At 68.6% G+C, this 18103-nt stretch carries 11 protein-coding genes; 6 read left to right on the top strand and 5 right to left on the bottom strand.

What is annotated here, in order from left to right; translation table 11 throughout:
- Positions 1-20: 20 nt before the first annotated feature.
- Both ACIPEK_RS01515 and ACIPEK_RS01510 read left to right on the top strand, forming a co-directional pair.
- On the top strand, positions 21-434 hold the full coding sequence (locus ACIPEK_RS01515) for a peptidoglycan-binding protein (RefSeq protein WP_401989593.1): 414 nt from the start codon (positions 21-23) through the stop codon (positions 432-434).
- Positions 435-680: 246 nt separating this feature from the next.
- Positions 681-878 carry an AlpA family transcriptional regulator gene (locus ACIPEK_RS01510; RefSeq protein ID WP_093898674.1) on the top strand — a complete coding sequence of 66 codons (198 nt, stop codon included), beginning with the start codon at positions 681-683 and terminating at the stop codon, positions 876-878.
- Positions 879-931: 53 nt separating this feature from the next.
- Here the strand turns inward: ACIPEK_RS01510 and ACIPEK_RS01505 are convergent, their stop codons facing one another.
- Together ACIPEK_RS01505 and ACIPEK_RS01500 are read right to left on the bottom strand one after the other, a co-directional pair.
- Positions 932-2005 (bottom strand): zinc-dependent alcohol dehydrogenase family protein, encoded by a 1074-nt coding sequence (locus ACIPEK_RS01505; RefSeq protein ID WP_401989592.1) that lies wholly within the window; start codon positions 2003-2005, stop codon positions 932-934.
- A 95-nt stretch (positions 2006-2100) separates the two neighbouring features.
- Complete coding sequence (locus tag ACIPEK_RS01500) at positions 2101-4350, bottom strand: MMPL family transporter (RefSeq protein WP_401989591.1); 2250 nt, start codon at positions 4348-4350, stop codon at positions 2101-2103.
- A gap of 280 nt (positions 4351-4630) precedes the next feature.
- On the opposite strand from ACIPEK_RS01500, the gene ACIPEK_RS01495 reads away from it, so the two are divergent.
- Positions 4631-5293, top strand: a complete 663-nt coding sequence (locus ACIPEK_RS01495; protein ID WP_401989792.1) for a TetR family transcriptional regulator — start codon at positions 4631-4633, stop codon at positions 5291-5293.
- A gap of 288 nt (positions 5294-5581) precedes the next feature.
- Here ACIPEK_RS01495 and ACIPEK_RS01490 read toward each other — a convergent pair whose 3' ends face one another.
- Positions 5582-6529: a LysR family transcriptional regulator gene (locus ACIPEK_RS01490; RefSeq protein ID WP_401989590.1), complete on the bottom strand. Its 948-nt coding sequence runs from the start codon at positions 6527-6529 to the stop codon at positions 5582-5584.
- A gap of 354 nt (positions 6530-6883) precedes the next feature.
- Between ACIPEK_RS01490 and dnaE the strand changes: the two genes are divergently transcribed.
- The 3 genes from dnaE (at position 6884) to ACIPEK_RS01475 (ending at position 13819) form a co-directional block, all read left to right on the top strand.
- On the top strand, positions 6884-10480 hold the full coding sequence (gene dnaE, locus ACIPEK_RS01485) for a DNA polymerase III subunit alpha (protein ID WP_401989790.1): 3597 nt from the start codon (positions 6884-6886) through the stop codon (positions 10478-10480).
- A 435-nt stretch (positions 10481-10915) separates the two neighbouring features.
- A complete protein-coding gene (locus ACIPEK_RS01480) occupies positions 10916-11224 on the top strand; it encodes a heavy-metal-associated domain-containing protein (protein ID WP_401989589.1) in 309 nt (102 codons plus the stop codon).
- 120 nt (positions 11225-11344) lie between these two features.
- On the top strand, positions 11345-13819 hold the full coding sequence (locus tag ACIPEK_RS01475; protein ID WP_401989588.1) for a heavy metal translocating P-type ATPase: 2475 nt from the start codon (positions 11345-11347) through the stop codon (positions 13817-13819).
- Positions 13820-14327: 508 nt separating this feature from the next.
- On the opposite strand, the gene ACIPEK_RS01470 is transcribed toward ACIPEK_RS01475, so the two are convergent.
- A complete protein-coding gene (locus ACIPEK_RS01470) occupies positions 14328-15626 on the bottom strand; it encodes a citrate synthase (protein WP_189274267.1) in 1299 nt (432 codons plus the stop codon).
- A gap of 129 nt (positions 15627-15755) precedes the next feature.
- Complete coding sequence (locus ACIPEK_RS01465; RefSeq protein ID WP_401989587.1) at positions 15756-18056, bottom strand: ATP-dependent RecD-like DNA helicase; 2301 nt, start codon at positions 18054-18056, stop codon at positions 15756-15758.
- Positions 18057-18103: the final 47 nt, after the last annotated feature.

Genomic DNA, 18103 nt, shown 5'->3' with positions numbered 1-18103 from the left:
CGCACCAGGAGCAACTCGCCATGATCCGGAAGATGTTGTCGTCCCGCAGGACGGCCGGTGCCTCGGCCCTGGCCGTCGTCGCCCTGGCCGCCGCCCTCGCCACTGCCCCGGGCGCCTCGGCCGACGAGCACAACCCGCCGCCACCGCCCGGCTCGAGCCCGGTCTGCGTCTTCTACGACGGCGACGGGCTCACCGTGTACGGCGACCAGGGCGATCGGGTCTCCCAGGTGCAGTGCATGCTGGCCAACCGCCACTATCTGCCGTGGTCAGCACTCGACGGAACGTTCGGACCGCAGACCCTCCTCGCCGTACAGCGCTTCCAGGCGGACAATCCGCCGCTCGTGCCGGACGGCCTGGTCACCCCGGTCACCTGGTCGGCGCTCTGGCACGCGGGACCGACCCGCACGACCCCTCTCCCCTACCCACCGGTGTGACCCGGCACGCGGGACTCCTCTCCCGTGGCCCCGTTGGGCACCATGCATGCCTTCTGTAACAGAGATCACACTCTCGTCACACATGTCTCCGTTACGCGGGTCTTCCGTCACAGGCGCTCGACAGCCCCTCCCCGGAACTCTCCCCCTGTCGTTGCACCGGGAGCAGGCTGAGTGATCGTCAGCGTCCGCGCCGCAGCTCCCCCGACGGCCTGCCCGGCTGCGCTGCGGCGCAGAGAGGTGTCATACATGACGGACAGAAGACTCTGGTCCTACAAGGACATTGCCGCGCACATCCGGGTACAGCCGGACACCGTCCGCTCCTACCGCAAACACGGCCTCCTCCCGTCACCCGACCATGTGGAGAGCGGCAAGCCCTACTGGTACGCGGACACCATCCGCGCCTGGGTCGCCTCAAGACCCGGCAACCGAGGACGCAGGGACTGACACCTCCGGCGCCCCGTACGGGGAACAACTCCCACCTGCCGCCGTACGGGGCTTCACTCCTTCGCCGGGGTGTACGTCCCACCGCTCGACGGCTGGATGATCGTCAACCCTGCCCCGGGCGCCGTCCCCATCGCGGCGAGCGCCGCCGGGGCCGCGTCCAGGCCGATGGTGGAGGTCACCAGCAGATCGGGGCGCAGGGTGCCGGCCAGGACCATGTCCATCATCGGCGGGTACGCGTGCGCGGCCATGCCGTGGCTGCCGAGCATCTCCAGCTCCAGGCCGATCACCCGCGCCATGGGCACGACGGGGTCACCGGCGGCCGTGGGCATCAGCCCGACCTGCACATGGCGGCCCTGCCGGCGCAGGCTCCGCACCGAGGCGGCGCAGGTCACCGGGGAGCCCAACGCGTCGAGAGACAGATGGGCCCCGCCGCCCGTCAGTTCGCGTACCACCTCGTCCGCCCCGTCCGGGTGCGTGGACGCGTCCACGCACTCCACCGCGCCGAACGCCCGCGCCAGTTCAAGAGCACCCGCCGAGACGTCGACCGCGACGACCCTGGCCCCACAGGCCACCGCGATCATGACGGCCGAGAGCCCGACCCCTCCGCAACCGTGCACCGCGACCCACTCGCCCGGTGCCACCCGCCCCTGAGCCACGACCGCCCGGAACGCCGTGGCGAACCTGCACCCCAGACCTGCCGCCGTGGCGAAGGACAGGCCCTCGGGAACGGAGACCAGATTGACGTCGGCCCGTTCCAGCGCCACGTACTCGGCGAACGAGCCCCAGTGGGTGAAGCCGGGCTGGATCTGCCGCTCGCAGACCTGCTGGGCCCCGGCCGCACAGGCGGGACAGCGGCCGCACGCGCAGACGAAGGGCACGGTGACCCGGTCACCGGGCCGCCAGTTGACGACATCGCTCCCCACCGCCTCGACCACACCGGCGAGTTCATGACCGGGCACATGAGGCAGGGTGATGTCGGGGTCGTGGCCCATCCAGCCGTGCCAGTCGCTGCGGCACAGCCCGGTTGCCTCGACGCGGACCACGACGCCCTGGCCGGAAGGGCTCGGGTCCGGCACTTCCCGCACCCGGGCGTCCTGCTTGAACTCCTCGAACACTACTGCTCGCATCGGCCCAGCCCTTCGTTCAGCCCCGTTGTCCGCTCCGCGCCGTTGTTCGGTCCGCGCCGCGATGCGCTCCGCATCCGTCGTCCGGGCGGCCGAATCTACGCTCCGCTGGTGATCTTGTCCCGCTCCGGAGCGTCCTTCGATATCTCCTCGGCCGGCAGCGGCACGGACGTCCCTTCGCTCAGGCCGAACCTCCGGTGGAAGGCCCGGAGCCGAGCGGGTGCCCACCAGGTGGCCTTGCCCATCAGCTTCATCACGGAAGGAACCAGCAGGCTGCGCACCACCATCGCGTCCATCAGCACGGCCAGGGCGATACCGAGGCCAAGCATCTTGGTGTTGGCCACCCGTGACGTACCGATGGCGACCATCACCACCGCCAGGATCACGGCTGCCGCGGTGATCAGCCCGCCGGTGTGCCGCAGCCCGAAGGTCACCGACCGCTCGTGGTCCCCGGTGCGGTCGTACTCCTCCTTGATCCGGGAAAGCAGGAAGACCCCGTAGTCCATGGAGAGTCCGAAGGCGACGCAGAACATCAGAACCGGCAGTGTCGTCTCTATGTCCCCGGTGCTGGTGAAGGAGAGCAGTCCGGACAGATGCCCGTCCTGGAAGACCCAGACGACCGCTCCGAACATCGCCGTGAGACTCAGCGCGTTGAGCACGACCGCCTGGAGGGGGATCAGCACGCTTCCGGTGAGCAGGAAGACCAGAAGCAGTGTCACCACGACGATGATGCCCACCGCCCAGGGCAGCCGGTCCGCGATGGCGTGCTTGGAGTCGACCAGGACGGCTGCCGTGCCCGTCACCGAGGTGTCGAAGGGGGCGGGCTCGGCCCGGAGGTCCTGGACGAGCTGCTGGGACTCCTCCCCCACGGACTCACCGTCGGGCAGAACGCTGAAGTAGGCGAACCGCCCCGTCGTGACCGGCCCGTCGACCCGCAGCACACCGGGAAGGCCGGCGATCCTGCTGCGGTATTCGGCGTACTGGGCCGGCGTCGCCGCACCCTCCGCGAGTACTGCGAGGCCGCCGCCCGGGCTGCCGGGGAAGCCGTCCCGGATGTGCTGCTGGACGACATGCGACTCGGCGGTCGCGGGCAGCTGGCGGTCGTCCGCCGTACCGAACTTCACCCCGAGGAAGGGCAGCCCGAGCAGGACGAGACCCACGGTGGTGACGGCGGCGAAGACCGGCGCCCGACGCATCACGAGGGCCGCGAACCGGCCCCACCCGCTGCCGGATCCGGCTGCGGCGGTCGCGGACAGCTCGACACGCCCACCCGTGCGCCCGGCCCCCCGTCGCAGCAGACGGCGCAGATCCAGGGAGTTGACCCGTGGTCCGAGCAGCATCAGCGCGGCCGGCAGCAGGATCAGTGCGGCGGCAGCCGCCAGCAGCACCACGGCGATCCCCGCGTAGGCGAACGAGCGCAGGAAGTACTGCGGGAAGACCAGCATCGCGGCGAGCGAAACCGCGACGGTCAGCGCGGAGAACAGCACCGTGCGCCCCGCGGTGCGCAGCGTCGCCCCCACAGCCGCCCGGGTGTCCGCCCCGGCCGCGAGCTCTTCCCTGAACCGGCGCACGATGAACAGCGCGTAGTCGATGGCGAGCCCGAGGCCGAGGGCCGTGGTGAGGTTCTGGGCGAAGACCGAGACGTCGGTGAATTCGGTGATGCCGCGCAGCACGGCGTTGGTCCCCAGGATTGCGACGATGCCCACGCCGAGCGGCAGCAGGGCGGCGATCGCACTGCCGAAGACCATGACCAGCAGCACGAGCGTCACCGGCAGAGCAATCATCTCGGCCCGCAGCAGGTCCTCCTGGATGATCGTCTGCATCTCGTGCCGTACGGCGACCGGGCCGCCGACCGAGACCTCCACGGGGCCGTGCGCACCACGGTATGCGGGGGCTATCCGGTCCAGGACCTCGCCCATCGCCTTGTCGTCGCCCTCTATCCGGGCGGCGATCAACGCTTCCCGCCCGTCCTCGGCACGTAGCGCGGGTGCCTTGCTCTGCCAGTACGAGCCGACGCCCGTGATGTCCTTCTCTCCGGCCAGCCGTTCGGCCAGCCGGGCCGCCTCGGCGGCCACCGCGGGATCGTCGACCGATGTGCTGCCGCTGTCCACGAGCAGCAGCAGATTCGGCTGGGATGCGGGGAACTCACGCTCCAGCGCCTTGGTCGTACAGGTCGATTCGGCGTCCGGGGCCTCCCAGCCGCCGCTGCCCATCCGGTCGGCCACCCCGCTTCCCGCGAACACGGCGAGCGCCGTGATGACCAGGGCCGCGAGCAGCGCGAGCCGTGGCCGCGCAGTGACGAAGCGGGTCCAGCCCCCCAGACGCTCCGGACTGTTGACTTCAGGCATGGCGCGGTGTCCCCTTCCCCCAGATCCGGCGGCGCGAGACGGCCACACGGAGTGGCCGCGCAGGGCAGCATGGATCAGTCGTTGCCAATTACACTGGCAAACACGAGTCATCGCTCGCGTTTCACCAAGAATGCGAGCGACCGCTCGTGTTTGTCAATCGCGTCATGAAAGCTGGGGATCGACCGTGTCGGAGGCCAGAGCGAAGGGCACCGGTGGTGCCAGGGGCACGGGCGGCGCGGGCGGCACCGCGAACCCCCCGGCCACGAGCGGCGCCGGGAGCGTGGGCGGCAGCGCACACAGCGCGAGCGACACCGGCAGCGCACGCCCCGAAGCGGCCGCCGGTGCCACCCGCCCCCGCCGTCGCCAGGCCCGCGGCGAAGCCCGTATCACGCAGCTCCTCAAAGCGGCGGCCAACGTTTTCTGCACAACCGGCTACACCGCGGCGAGCACCAACGCCATCGCCCGCGAGGCAGGCGTCTCACCGGGCACGCTCTACCAGTTCTTCCCCAACAAGGAGGCCATCGCCGTCGAACTCGGCGACCAACTCCTGAACCGCTGGCGGGAGACATACGGCGCCGCATTCCTTCCGGACCATCTGACGCTCCCGCTGGACCGGATGCTGGACGCCACCCTTGACCCGCTGATCGCCTTCAACTGCGAGAATCCGGCGTTCACCGTCCTCATGCACGGCTCCGAGATCCCCGGAATCACCCAGGGGCACGACGCGCTGCACATGACCATGCTCGACCGCGTCGAGGCGATCCTCGGCGACTACCTGCCGGACACTCCGCCCGCCCAGATCACCCGTATCGCCAACATGATCTTCATCCTCTTCAAGGGCGGGCTCGACCTGATCATGGCCCACGAGGGCGATGAGCGGGACGCGTACATCAGGGAGCTGAAGACCGCACTGCTCCGTTATCTGGAGCCACTGGTCTGCTGACTGCACCAGCAAGGAGTAGGGCTCGACCCGGTGGTGGCGCCCGGTGGCCGAGGCCGGCCGCCGCGGATCGGGGCGGCACTTGCCGGCGACAGTCCGTCATTGCCGTGGGTTGTGGCGGATGGCGCGGGTCGGGAGATCGTGTCTGTCAGCACCTATTCGCTGGACCGGATGCTTGGTGACATGAGCCCACTGACCTGCCGGAGCTACGTGTACGACCTGCTGCACTGATACCGACCCCGCGACGAGGCCGTCTCCGGTGAGCCGGATCGAGGCATTCAAGACCGTCGACTAGCTCGGCCGTGTGGCTCGCTGGGCCCACTTCGGTGTCCAGGTCCCGCTGTCGGGGCGGCCGGGGTATGTAGAGGTGAGGTGGTTACGCAGTGCGGTGAGGGCGGGGTGCGGGTTGTCGGTGCGCCAGATCAGCGAGTGGGGGTAGACCGGGGTCGGGTCGTGCAGGGGGATGCGCCGCAGGTCGTGGCCGGCGGGCCAGACCAGCGGAGTCTGCTCGCTGACGAAGGTCGCCAATGTCGAGGAGCCCGCGATCGTGTCGAGGAGGGGCTCGATACCGAAGTTGGGGCCGACCGAGTCGATGGTGAGACCGAACGTGGCGGCGAGTTCGTCGTAGTAGGCGGCCCACTCGGTGCCAGGCATGTTGCCGGGCATCCAGATCCGGCGCCCGGCGAGCTGGGCGGGAGCGATCGCGCGGGCGGCCGCGAACTCGTGAGCCGGCCCGGTGAACAGGTACAGCGGTTCATCGAAGACCGGAGTGGCCTCGATACCGTCGGGGAGCTGCCGGCCCGGCATGGTCACGGCGCGGAAGGTCGCGTCGATCGTCCCGGACCGGACGGCGGCGATGGCCGTGTCGGAGTCGAAGAGGGTCACGACATCGAGATCGGTCTCGGGATACGCGCGGTGGAAGTCGCGCAGCAGACCCGCCACTGAGACCCGGCGGCCGATCACGTCGACGCGCAACGCCCGGCGCCCTGGCCGCACGGAAGCGGCTGCCCGTTCCTCGGCTTGGAGGAGAGCCCGGGCGTAAGGCAGGAACGCCTGCCCATCGATGGTGAGCCGGGCTCCGCGGGCCGTACGGCTGAACAGCTGCACACCGAGGTCCTTCTCCAGCGCGGCGATGCGCTTGGAGACGGCTTGTGGGGTGATCGACAAGTTGGCAGCGGCTTCTTGGAACTGTCCCGCGTCCGTAGCGGTGACGAAGGTGCGCACGGCGGTGAGGTCCATGCCGACCATCTTAGATGGACAACCAATCGTTGAGTCCGATCGGCGAAATGGTTGTTTGATTCCAGTACTCCATGCTCGCTTTGATGTCTCTGGTCAACGTGTGGTTTGGCAAGCAGTGCGGCAGGAGGAGTGCTGCCCGGCGGCCGGGTGGCTACGGGCCTGCGCTTCAAGGGCTCGGGCCGATCGCGTTCACGAGCGGTGCGGCCCATTGGCCGTCCTGTCGGCGTGACCGCACCGCGACGGGCCGAGCCGTCCGCCCATCTGCCGATGCCGGTGCGGTCGGCCACCGACAAGGCCACCATCGCGTCTCTGGTCGGGATGGGGCTTCCTACTCACCTCGGAGGTGACCCACCCGTGCCGGATTCCTTCGTTCACCTGCACAATCACACCGAATACTCGATGCTGGACGGCGCGCAGAAGCTGAAGCCGATGTTCGGCGAGGTGGCCCGACAGGGGATGCCTGCGATCGCCATGAGCGATCACGGCAACATGTTCGGCGCCTACGAGTTCGCGCAGGTCGCGAAGGGCTTCGAGGGGATCAGGCCGATCATCGGCATCGAGGCGTACGTGGCGCCTTCCTCCCGGTTCGTCCGGAAGCAGGAGTTCTGGGGGCCGGGAGGCCGTCGCGCCATGAGCGCGGACGGTGAGGGGTCGAAGGATGTCTCCGGTGGCGGCCGCTTCACTCACGTGACCATGTGGGCGCGGAACAGCCAGGGCTTGCGGAACCTGTTCTGGCTCAGCACGCAGGCCAGCTATGAGGGTCAGTTCCCTGCCGGAAAGCCGCGCATGGACCGGGAGTTGATCGCTGAGCGACCGGACGGCGTCATCGCCACCACCGGCTGCCCGTCCGGCGAGATCCAGACCCGCCTGCGGCTGAACCAGTATGACGAGGCGAAGGCTGCTGCCGCGGTCTACCAGGAGATCTTCGGCCGCGAGAACTACTTCCTGGAGCTGATGGACCACGGCCTGGACATCGAGCGTGAGGTCCGTGAGGGCCTGCTGCGTCTGGCCAGGGAACTGAGCATTCCCCTCCTGGCCACCAATGACGCGCACTACGTCACCGAGGACCAGGCCGACGCTCACGACAGCCTGCTGTGCATCGGTGTCGGCAAGAACAAGGACGACCCGGGCCGCTTCCGGTTCAACGGCTCCGGCTACTACCTCAGGACAGCCGCCGAGATGCGCAGCCTGTTCTCGGAGCTGCCGGAAGCCTGCGACAACACCCTGCTGATTGCCGAGCGCATCGAGTCCTATGACGAGGTCTTCGACTACGTCGACGAGATGCCGCAGTTCCCGGACGTGCCCGAAGGCGAGACCCAGGAGTCGTGGCTTCGCAAGGAAGTCCTCAAGGGTCTGGCGACGCGCTACGGGGACCCGGTCCCCCAGCACGTCATGGACCGCTTCGAGACCGAGATGTCGGTCATCGGCCCCATGGGTTTCAGCTCCTACTTCCTCGTCGTGGCGGACATCTGCCGCCATGCCCGGGAGAACAAGATCCCGCTCGGTCCGGGCCGGGGGTCGGCCACCGGCTCCATCGTGGCCTACGCCACCCGCATCACCGAGCTGTGCCCCCTGGAGCACGGCCTTCTCTTCGAACGGTTCCTGAACCCCGAACGCATCAACCCGCCGGACGTCGACCTCGACTTCGACGACCGTCAGCGCGACCGGATGGTCCGCTACGTCACCGAGAAGTACGGCGAGGAGTACACCGCCATGGTGAACACGTTCGGCAAGATCAAGGCCAAGAACGCGATCAAGGACTCCTCGCGCATCCTCGGCTACCCCTACTCCCACGGCGAGCGGATCACCAAGGCGCTCCCGCCGGACCAGAACGGCAAGTCAGCCCCACTGGCTGCCGTCTTCGACTCCTCCCACGAGCGGTATGGCGAGGCCGGCGAGATCCGGCAGATGTATGACAGCGAACAGGATGTGAAGCGGGTCATCGACACCGCCCGCGGGGTGGAGGGCCTCACCCGCGGCACCGGCGTGCACGCCGCGGCGGTGATCCTCTCCAAGACGAAGCTCACCGACCGCATCCCCCTGCACATGCGCGCCTCGGACGGCGTGAAGATCACCGGCTTCGACTACCCGTCCTGCGAAGCCATGGGCCTGATCAAGATGGACTTCCTGGGACTGCGGAACCTGGGGGTCATCGACCAGGCCATCGAGAACATCCGCGAGAACCGGGGCATCAGTCTGGCCACCGTAGATCCCCTGGACGGCGCCCCGTCCACCGTCGTGATCCCTCTGGACGACGCCAAGACGTACCGACTGCTGGCCGAGGGCAACACTTTCGGTGTCTTCCAGCTCGACGGCGGCGGCATGCGCGTCCTGCTGAAGCAGATGGAACCCACCCGGTTCGAGGACATCGCCGCGGTCAACGCCCTCTACCGGCCCGGCCCCATGGCGGCGAACGCGCACACCAACTACGCACACCGTAAGACCGGCCGCCAGGAGATCACCCCGATCCACCCCGAGCTGCGCGACTCACTGGAGCCGATCCTCGGCAACACCTTCCATCTGCTCGTCTACCAGGAGCAGATCATGGCCATCGCCCGGGAACTGGCCGGGTACACCCTCGGCGGTGCCGACCTGTTGCGCCGTGCGATGGGCAAGAAGAAACCGGAGGTGCTGGCCGCGGAGTGGGACAAGTTCCACGACGGCATGCGGGGCAACGGGTACAGCGAGGAAGCCATCAAGGCCCTGTGGGACGTCATGCTCCCGTTCTCCGGCTACGCCTTCAACAAGTCCCACACCGCCGGCTACGGCCTCGTCTCATACTGGACCGCCTACCTCAAGGCCAACTACCCGGCCGAGTACATGGCCGCCCTGCTCACCTCGGTCGGCGACGACAAGGACAAGGCCGCGATCTACCTCGCCGACGCCCGCAGGAACGGCGTCCGGGTCCTCCAGCCCGACGTGAACGAATCCGTCGCCGAGTTCACCGCCATCGGCGACGACGTACGGTTCGGGCTGCGGTCCGTACGCAACGTCGGCGACAACGTCATCGAGGCCATCGTCGACACCCGCCGCCGGAAAGGGAAATTCGCTTCCTTCTCCGACTTCCTCGACAAGGCCGACCTGCCCGCACTGAACAAGCGAGCTGTGGAGTCCCTGATCAAGGCCGGCACCTTCGACTCCCTGGAGCATTCCCGCAAGGGCCTCACCGCCATCCACGAGGACGCCATCGACGCGATCATCCCCGTGAAGAAAGCGGCAAGCTTCGGACAAGACGATCTCTTCGCCGACCTGGGCGGCGAAGGAAGCGGCGAACCGGCCTTCGGCCTCGACTTCCCCATCGACGACTCGGAGTGGCCCCGCAGACAGCTCCTGGCGACCGAACGCGAAATGCTCGGCCTCTACGTCTCGGCCCACCCGCTGGACGGCGCCGAGCACATCCTCTCCGGCGCGCGGGACTGCTCCATCGCCGAACTGCTCGCCTCCGGCCGCACCACCGGGGACGTGCAGCTTTCCGGTCTGATCACCAGCATCCAGCTCAAGATGACCAAACAGGGCAACGCCTGGGCCATCGTGAACCTCGCGGACCGTGATGCCGGCATCGAGGTCCTCTTCTTCCCCGCCGCCTACCAGCTCGTGCAGCACGCACTGGCCGAAGACAACGTCATTGCTGTCAAGGGCAAGATCGAAGACCGGGACGGAACCGTGAACGTCTTCGGCAGAGAACTCGCGGTACTGGACGTGTCCTCCGCCGAGCACGGCGGGAAACCCCCCGTGCGGCTTGCCCTCCCCGCCCACCGGATCACCGAACAGTCCGTCAGAGAACTGAAGCGCATCCTTGCGGACCACCCGGGCGACAGCCCAGTCCACCTCAGCGTCCGCAGCGCACGCAAGACGATCGTGTACGCCCTGCAGGCCAAGGTGGACGCCACCACCGTCGCATCCGATGTGAAGGGCACGTTCGGAGCTGACTCGTGGGCAGGCTCGGCATGATGCCGTCGCCATGAACGGCGCAGGCCTGCGCGCCCCACTGGAGACCGAGGTACCGTGCGGGGCGCCCACACCGTCGGGCGCAGCCTCCGGACGGCGTTCGCCGGGGTTGCCGCCCCACTCTCCCTCCGGAGGCCGAACGGGCGTTTCCAGCTCGCCGCGCCCGCGATAGCCAGGCACCTCGGCGTCACCGTGCTGCACTCACTCCGGGACTCGATGCACGTATCGCGATCCGGCCGCCCGGGTCACCGACACCGGCCCGAGCCGCGCACGCTTCGCACAGGGATGCACCCCGGCCTCCACCGACGAGCAAGCGCGCGCAGCGGACACTCGCATTCATACCCCCTAGGGGTATAGTGTGATGAGCGTTGGGGCTCACGGGTCTCCCGGGGTTCCCGACACGCCACGCCCTTTGTGCTCGTCGAAGAGGAGAACACCATGACCGCCGAGACCCAGCTCCCCCAGGCCACCGGCTCCTGCTGCTCACCCAGCGGCTCCTGCCACGACGGTGCGGACTCCGGCACCCCTGCGGGCGGGGTGACCACCGTCTACCAGGTGTCCGGCATGACGTGCGGCCACTGCGAAGGCGCCGTCTCCGAGGAGATCTCCGGCATCGATGGCGTCACCTCGGTGAAGGCCGTCGCCGCCACCGGCCAAGTGACCGTCGTCTCCGGGGCCCCGCTGGCCGAGGACGTCGTGCGCGCCGCAGTCGACGAGGCCGGCTACGAGCTCGTCGGCCGGGCCTGAACACCATCGGGCGCACCCGATACGCCGGATACACCCGAATAACCCCCCTTTGCCGCCGGGCCGGACCGACCAGCAGATACTGGTGGAGTACGGCCCGGTCGGCGTTTCAGGAGTTCGGACATGCACAGCGCAACAGAGGCCGAGACCCCGGCAGCGGAGAGTTCGCAGGCCGAACTCACGATCGGCGGGATGACCTGCGCCTCCTGCGCGGCCCGCGTCGAGAAGAAGCTCAACCGGATGGACGGCGTCACCGCCACCGTCAACTACGCGACCGAGAAGGCCCGCGTCTCCTTCGGCTCAGAGACCGGCCTCGCGGATCTGATCGCCACGGTCGAGAAGACCGGCTATACCGCTCAGCCGGTACGCCGCCCCGAATCGGCACCGCCCACCCCGGCACGTGCCGAGGCACCGGTCACGTCCGCAATCACCGTCACAGGCACCCCCGAGGACGGCGGCCCGCACAGCACCCGGGTCCGCACCGAGCAGGCCACCGAAAGCCCGACCGATACAGGCACAGGCACAGGCACCGAAGCCGAGACCGAGACCGAGGCCTACGCCGACGACCCCGCCGAGCGGAAGGCCGCCGACGCCCTCGCATCACTGCGTCAGCGTCTGACCGTCTCTGCCGTCCTCGCCGCCCCCGTCGTCGTGCTCGCGATGGTCCCCGCCCTCCAGTTCGACAACTGGCAGTGGCTCTCCTTCACCCTCGCCGCCCCCGTCGTCGTCTGGGGCGGGCTGCCCTTCCACCGCGCCACCTGGACCAATCTCCGGCACGGCGCGGCCACCATGGACACCCTGGTCTCGGTCGGCACCCTCGCCGCCTTCGGCTGGTCCCTGTGGGCGCTGTTCTTCGGTGACGCCGGCATGACCGGGATGCGGCACGGCTTCGACTTCACGGTCTCGCGCGCAATGGGCTCTCCCCTGCTCGAGCGGAGCCGGGAGCTCGGGGAAGGCTCGTCCACCATCTATCTGGAGGTCGCGGCCGGCGTCGTCACCTTCATCCTGCTGGGCCGCTACCTGGAGGCGAAGTCCAAGCGGAAGGCCGGTTCCGCCCTGCGCGCGCTGATGCACCTGGGCGCGAGGGACGTCTCCGTCCTCCGGGACGGCACCGAGGTACGCATCCCCGTCGGCCGGCTCGCCGTCGGCGACCGCTTCGTCGTCCGCCCCGGCGAGAAGATCGCCACCGACGGCACCGTCGTCGAGGGCGCGTCCGCCGTGGACGCCTCCATGCTCACCGGCGAGTCCGTCCCGGTCGATGTGGGCGTCGGCGACCGGGTCACCGGGGCCACCGTGAACGCCTCCGGCCGGCTCGTCGTCGAAGCCATCCGGGTCGGCGCCGACACCCAGTTGGCCCGGATGGCGAAGCTCGTCGAGGACGCGCAGAACGGCAAGGCAGAGGTGCAGCGCCTCGCCGACCGGATCTCCGCGGTCTTCGTCCCCGTGGTGCTGGTGCTCGCAGTGGCCACCCTGATCGCGTGGCTGCTCGTCACGGACGACGTGACCGCCGCGTTCACCGCCGCCGTCGCCGTACTGATCATCGCCTGCCCCTGCGCCCTGGGCCTCGCCACTCCCACCGCTCTCATGGTCGGTACGGGACGCGGCGCCCAGCTCGGCATCCTGATCAAGGGCCCCGAGGTCCTGGAGACCACGCATCGCATCGACACGATCGTCCTCGACAAGACCGGCACGGTCACCACCGGCCGGATGACGCTCCAGGACATCCACCCCGCACCCGGCACCGACGAGACCCGGCTCCTGCGGCTGGCCGGCGCGCTGGAGCACTCCTCCGAGCACCCCATCGCCCAGGCCGTCGCCGCCGGAGCCACGGAACGCATCGGCGGCCCCCTCCCCACCCCCGAGGACTTCGCCAACGTCGCGGGCCTCGGCGTACGCGGCACGGTCGACGGGCACCAAGTACTGGTCGGCCGCCCGAAATTGCTCGCCGACGCGGGCATCGGCATCCCCGACAACCTGTCCGGCGCCGCGGCGGACGCGGCGGCTCGGGGCCGTACCGCGATCGTGGTCGCCTGGGACGGACAGGCACGCGGCGTCCTCGCCGTCGCCGACGCGGTCAAGGAGTCCAGCGCGGCAGCCGTCGCCGAGCTGCGCGCACTCGGCCTCCGTCCCGTTCTGCTGACCGGCGACAACCGGGCCGTGGCGGACGCCGTGGCCCACGCCGTCGGAATCGACGAGGTCCATGCCGAGGTCCTGCCCGAGGAGAAGGTTCACGTCATCGAGCGGCTCCGGGCCCAGGGGCGCTCCGTAGCCATGGTCGGCGACGGGGTCAACGACGCGGCCGCACTCGCCACCGCCGATCTCGGCCTGGCGATGGGAACCGGTACGGACGCCGCGATCGAGGCGAGCGATCTGACCCTCGTTCGTGGAGATCTCAAGGTGGCGGCCGATGCGATCCGGCTCTCCCGGCGCACCCTGGCGACCATCAAGGGCAATCTCTTCTGGGCATTCGGCTATAACGTAGCCGCCCTACCCCTTGCGGCATTTGGCCTGCTCAACCCTATGATTGCGGGAGCGGCGATGGCGTTCTCATCAGTCTTCGTCGTGACGAACAGCCTGCGGTTGCGCGCCTTCACGTAACTTCCACAAAGAGATTTAGATCACACCGGTTTCAGGGTAACCATCCGGCGGGTTCGCGAGTCTAAGAGTGCGATGCCAAGGATGTCTTGGGGGACGTCCATCGAAGTGTCTTGGGGGATGCTTCGGGCAAGCGTTGGCCGGGGCACGTGCACCGGGGAGCTTTGAGCGGCCCTCCCGTGCGTACGTACCCCGGCGGACCGCACTGGAAGTACAAGTGAAGAGCGCAGCTCGCAGTAGGTGAGGAGCGCCCAGGAGCTTCGGCTCCCGCAGACGCCCGGCCGGATCCCGTGGGGGGAATCCGCTCCGGGATATGGGAAGCGCCTCGCTGTCGGCCCGTGGGGGGATCGATGGCGGGGCGCTTCTCGCTGTCCGCCCGGCGGGCAACACCCCGCACGGCTGCGCCGGTCACGCAAATCGCCCCGGACACCGCGCTCTGTGCGAAAGCGCGGTACTCGGGGCGAAGACGACCGGCCTCGGCGGCCGGGGTGACGCAGGGGCGGTACGAGGTTCAGCGGCCCTCGACCGGGACGAAGTCACGCAGGACCTCGCCGGTGTAGATCTGGCGCGGGCGGCCGATGCGGGAACCCGGCTCCTTGATCATCTCGTGCCACTGGGCGATCCAGCCGGGAAGCCGACCGAGCGCGAAGAGCACGGTGAACATCTCGGTCGGGAAGCCCATGGCCCGGTAGATCAGACCCGTGTAGAAGTCCACGTTGGGGTAGAGGTTGCGCGAGACGAAGTACTCGTCGGAGAGCGCGTGCTCCTCCAGCTTCAGCGCGATGTCGAGCAGCTCGTCGGACTTGCCGAGCGCGGACAGCACGTCATGGGCCGCGGCCTTGATGATCTTGGCGCGCGGGTCGAAGGACTTGTAGACGCGGTGGCCGAAGCCCATCAGCCGGACGCCGTCCTCCTTGTTCTTCACCTTGCGGATGAAGGAGTCGACATCGCCGCCGTTGGCCTGGATGCCTTCGAGCATCTCCAGCACCGACTGGTTGGCGCCACCGTGCAGCGGGCCCCACAGCGCCGAGATACCGGCGGAGATCGAGGCGAACATGTTCGCCTGCGAGGAGCCGACCAGACGCACGGTGGAGGTCGAACAGTTCTGCTCGTGGTCCGCGTGCAGGATGAGCAGCTTGTCGAGCGCGGAGACGACGACCGGGTCCAGGTCGTACTCCTGGGCGGGGACCGAGAAGGTCATGCGCAGGAAGTTCTCGACGTACCCGAGGTCGTTGCGCGGGTAGACGAAGGGGTGGCCGATCGACTTCTTGTACGCGTACGCGGCGATCGTCGGCAGCTTGGCCAGCAGACGGATCGTCGAGAGGTGACGCTGCTCCTCGTCGAACGGGTTGTGGCTGTCCTGGTAGAACGTGGACAGCGCGCTGACGACCGAGGACAGCATGGCCATCGGGTGGGCGTCGCGCGGGAAGCCGTCGAAGAACCGCTTGACGTCCTCGTGCAGCAGCGTGTGCTGGGTGATCTCGTTCTTGAAGGTCGACAGCTCGTCGACCTTGGGAAGCTCACCGTTGATGAGCGTGTACGCGACCTCGAGGAACGTCGAGCGCTCGGCGAGCTGCTCGATCGGGTAGCCGCGGTAGCGCAGGATGCCCTGCTCACCGTCGAGGTAGGTGATGGCGGATTTATACGCTGCGGTGTTGCCGTATCCGCTGTCCAGCGTGACCAGGCCGGTATTGGCCCGGAGCTTCCCGATGTCGAAGCCCTTGTCGCCGACGGTGCTGTCGACCACCGGGTAGGTGTACTCGCCATCGCCGTACCGCAGTACTACAGCGTTGTTGGTGTGCTCGCTCACGTCATCCCTCACCGACGTAGTGCCTCTTCTTCGAGGTTCCCTGACTGTCTCCACCCTCCCCCATTTGGCTCAGGAGAGTGCACTCGGGGTCGTCCATTGGACCTACTCGCGGCACTGAGTGCCGCGAGCTTACTCATCCTGCCCCCTTGACTCCGGTTCCGGAAGGCCTCCGTGATGTTTCCCACCGATTTGATCGATCATTTTTTCCGGGGATCCTCCGCCCAGACCCCCTGACAACCGGTAATCCAGCGCCGTACAGCGTCTGCCTGCGGAAACCGTGCGGACCGCCTGGCCGATCGCCTGCCGCGAGCCGACCAGCACGACGAGCTTCTTGGCCCTGGTCACGGCGGTGTACAGCAGGTTCCGCTGGAGCATCATCCAGGCGCTCTTGGTGACGGGGATGACGACGGCCGGGTACTCGCTGCCCTGGGAGCGGTGAATCGTCATGGCGTACGCGTGGGCCAGCTCGTCCAGCTCGTCGAAGTCGTAACCGATCTCCTCGTCCTCGTCGGTCAGTACCGTCAGCCGCTGTTCGTCCAGGTCGAGGGCGGTGACGACGCCGACCGTGCCGTTGAAGACACCGTTCTCCCCCTTGTCGTAGTTGTTGCGGATCTGGGTGACCTTGTCGCCGACCCGGAAGACCCGGCCGCCGAACCGCTTCTCGGGCAGGTCGGGGCGGGCCGGGGTGATGGCCTGCTGGAGGAGCCCGTTGAGCGTGCCCGCCCCGGCCGGGCCTCGGTGCATCGGGGCGAGGACCTGTACGTCACGCCGCGCGTCCAGCCCGAATTTGGCCGGAATGCGGCGGGCGGCGACGTCCACCGCGAGCACGCCCGCGTCCTCCGTCTCGTCCTCCACGAAGAGGAAGAAGTCCGTGAGGCCCTGGGTGAGGGGCGGTACTCCGGAGTTGATCCGGTGTGCGTTGGTGACGACTCCGGACTGCTGGGCCTGGCGGAAGATCGTGGTCAGCCGGACCGCCGGAACGGGGCTGCCGTCGGCGAGCAGATCGCGCAGCACCTCCCCCGCGCCGACCGACGGCAGCTGGTCGACATCTCCCACGAGCAACAGATGGGCACCGGGTGCCACCGCCTTCAGCAGTTTGTTGGCGAGCAGCAGATCCAGCATCGACGCCTCGTCGACGACGACCAGATCGGCGTCCAGCGGCCGGTCCCGGTCGTACGCGGCATCGCCCCCCGGCTTCAGTTCGAGCAGCCGGTGCACGGTGGACGCCTCGGCCCCGGTCAGCTCGGAGAGCCGCTTGGCGGCCCGCCCGGTGGGCGCGGCCAGCACCACCTTGGCCTTCTTGGCGCGGGCCAGCTCGACGATGGACCGGACGGTGAACGACTTCCCGCAGCCGGGCCCACCGGTCAGGACGGCGACCTTACGGCTGAGCGCGAGCCGGACCGCGGCCTCCTGCTCGGGGGCCAGCTTCGCCCCCGTACGGCCCGCGAGCCAGGTCAGCGCCTTGTCCCAGTCGACGTCCGCGAAGGCCGGCAGCCGGTCCTCGGGCGTCCGCAGCAGTCGCTGCACCTGCGCGGCGAGCGCGACCTCGGCACGGTGGAACGGCACGAGGTAGATCGCCGTGACCAGCTCACCGCCCTCGGGCGACGGCACCTTTTCCCGGACGACACCCTCCGGGTCCTCGGCGAGTTCGGCGAGGCACTCGATGACCAGCCCGGTATCGACCTGGAGCAGCTTCACCCCGTCGGCGATCAGCCGCTCCTCGGGAAGGAAGCAGTGCCCCTGGTCGGTGGATTGCGACAGCGCGTACTGGAGCCCGGCCTTGACCCGCTCCGGGCTGTCGTGCGGGATGCCGACGGCCTGCGCGATCTTGTCGGCGGTGAGGAATCCGATGCCCCAGACGTCGGCGGCCAGCCGGTAGGGCTGGTTCTTCACGACGGAGATCGACGCGTCCTCGTACTTCTTGTAGATACGGACGGCGATGGAGGTGGAGACGCCGACCCCCTGGAGGAAGACCATCACTTCCTTGATCGCCTTCTGCTCCTCCCAGGCCGCGGCGATCATCTTCGTCCGCTTCGGCCCGAGCCCGGGCACCTCGACCAGCCGCTTCGGCTCCTGCTCGATGACGTCGAGGGTGTCGACGCCGAAGTGGGTGGTGATCCGGTCCGCCATCACCGGGCCGATGCCCTTGATCAGGCCGGAGCCGAGGTAGCGGCGGATGCCCTGGATGGTGGCGGGCAGCACGGTCGTGTAGTTCTCCACCGTGAACTGCTTGCCGTACTGGGAGTGCGAGCTCCAGCGCCCCTCCATCCGCAGCGACTCGCCGACCTGCGCACCGAGCAGCGAGCCGACCACGGTGAGCAGATCACCTGCGCCCCGACCGGTGTCGACGCGGGCGACGGTGTACCCGTTCTCCTCGTTGGCGTAGGTGATCCGCTCCAGGACCCCTTCGAGGACGGCCATGTTGGACATGTTCCGACGGTATCGGTTCCCACCGACAACGCATTCCCGGCCTCGGA

It is taken from the genome of Streptomyces sp. NPDC088246, from assembly GCF_044741025.1.
In the GTDB taxonomy this organism is placed as follows: Bacteria; Actinomycetota; Actinomycetes; order Streptomycetales; family Streptomycetaceae; genus Streptomyces.
Note: the sequence above shows the minus strand (reverse complement) of the source record. Positions and strands in the feature narration are given on the sequence as shown.

Coding starts and splice junctions, on each gene's coding strand:
- ACIPEK_RS01515 (WP_401989593.1), top strand. CDS start 21: ATGATCCGGAAGATGTTGTCGTCCCGCAGGACGGCCGGTGCCTCGGCC.
- ACIPEK_RS01510 (WP_093898674.1), top strand. CDS start 681: ATGACGGACAGAAGACTCTGGTCCTACAAGGACATTGCCGCGCACATC.
- ACIPEK_RS01505 (WP_401989592.1), bottom strand. CDS start 2,005: ATGCGAGCAGTAGTGTTCGAGGAGTTCAAGCAGGACGCCCGGGTGCGG.
- ACIPEK_RS01500 (WP_401989591.1), bottom strand. CDS start 4,350: ATGCCTGAAGTCAACAGTCCGGAGCGTCTGGGGGGCTGGACCCGCTTC.
- ACIPEK_RS01490 (WP_401989590.1), bottom strand. CDS start 6,529: ATGGACCTCACCGCCGTGCGCACCTTCGTCACCGCTACGGACGCGGGA.
- ACIPEK_RS01480 (WP_401989589.1), top strand. CDS start 10,916: ATGACCGCCGAGACCCAGCTCCCCCAGGCCACCGGCTCCTGCTGCTCA.
- ACIPEK_RS01475 (WP_401989588.1), top strand. CDS start 11,345: ATGCACAGCGCAACAGAGGCCGAGACCCCGGCAGCGGAGAGTTCGCAG.
- ACIPEK_RS01465 (WP_401989587.1), bottom strand. CDS start 18,056: ATGTCCAACATGGCCGTCCTCGAAGGGGTCCTGGAGCGGATCACCTAC.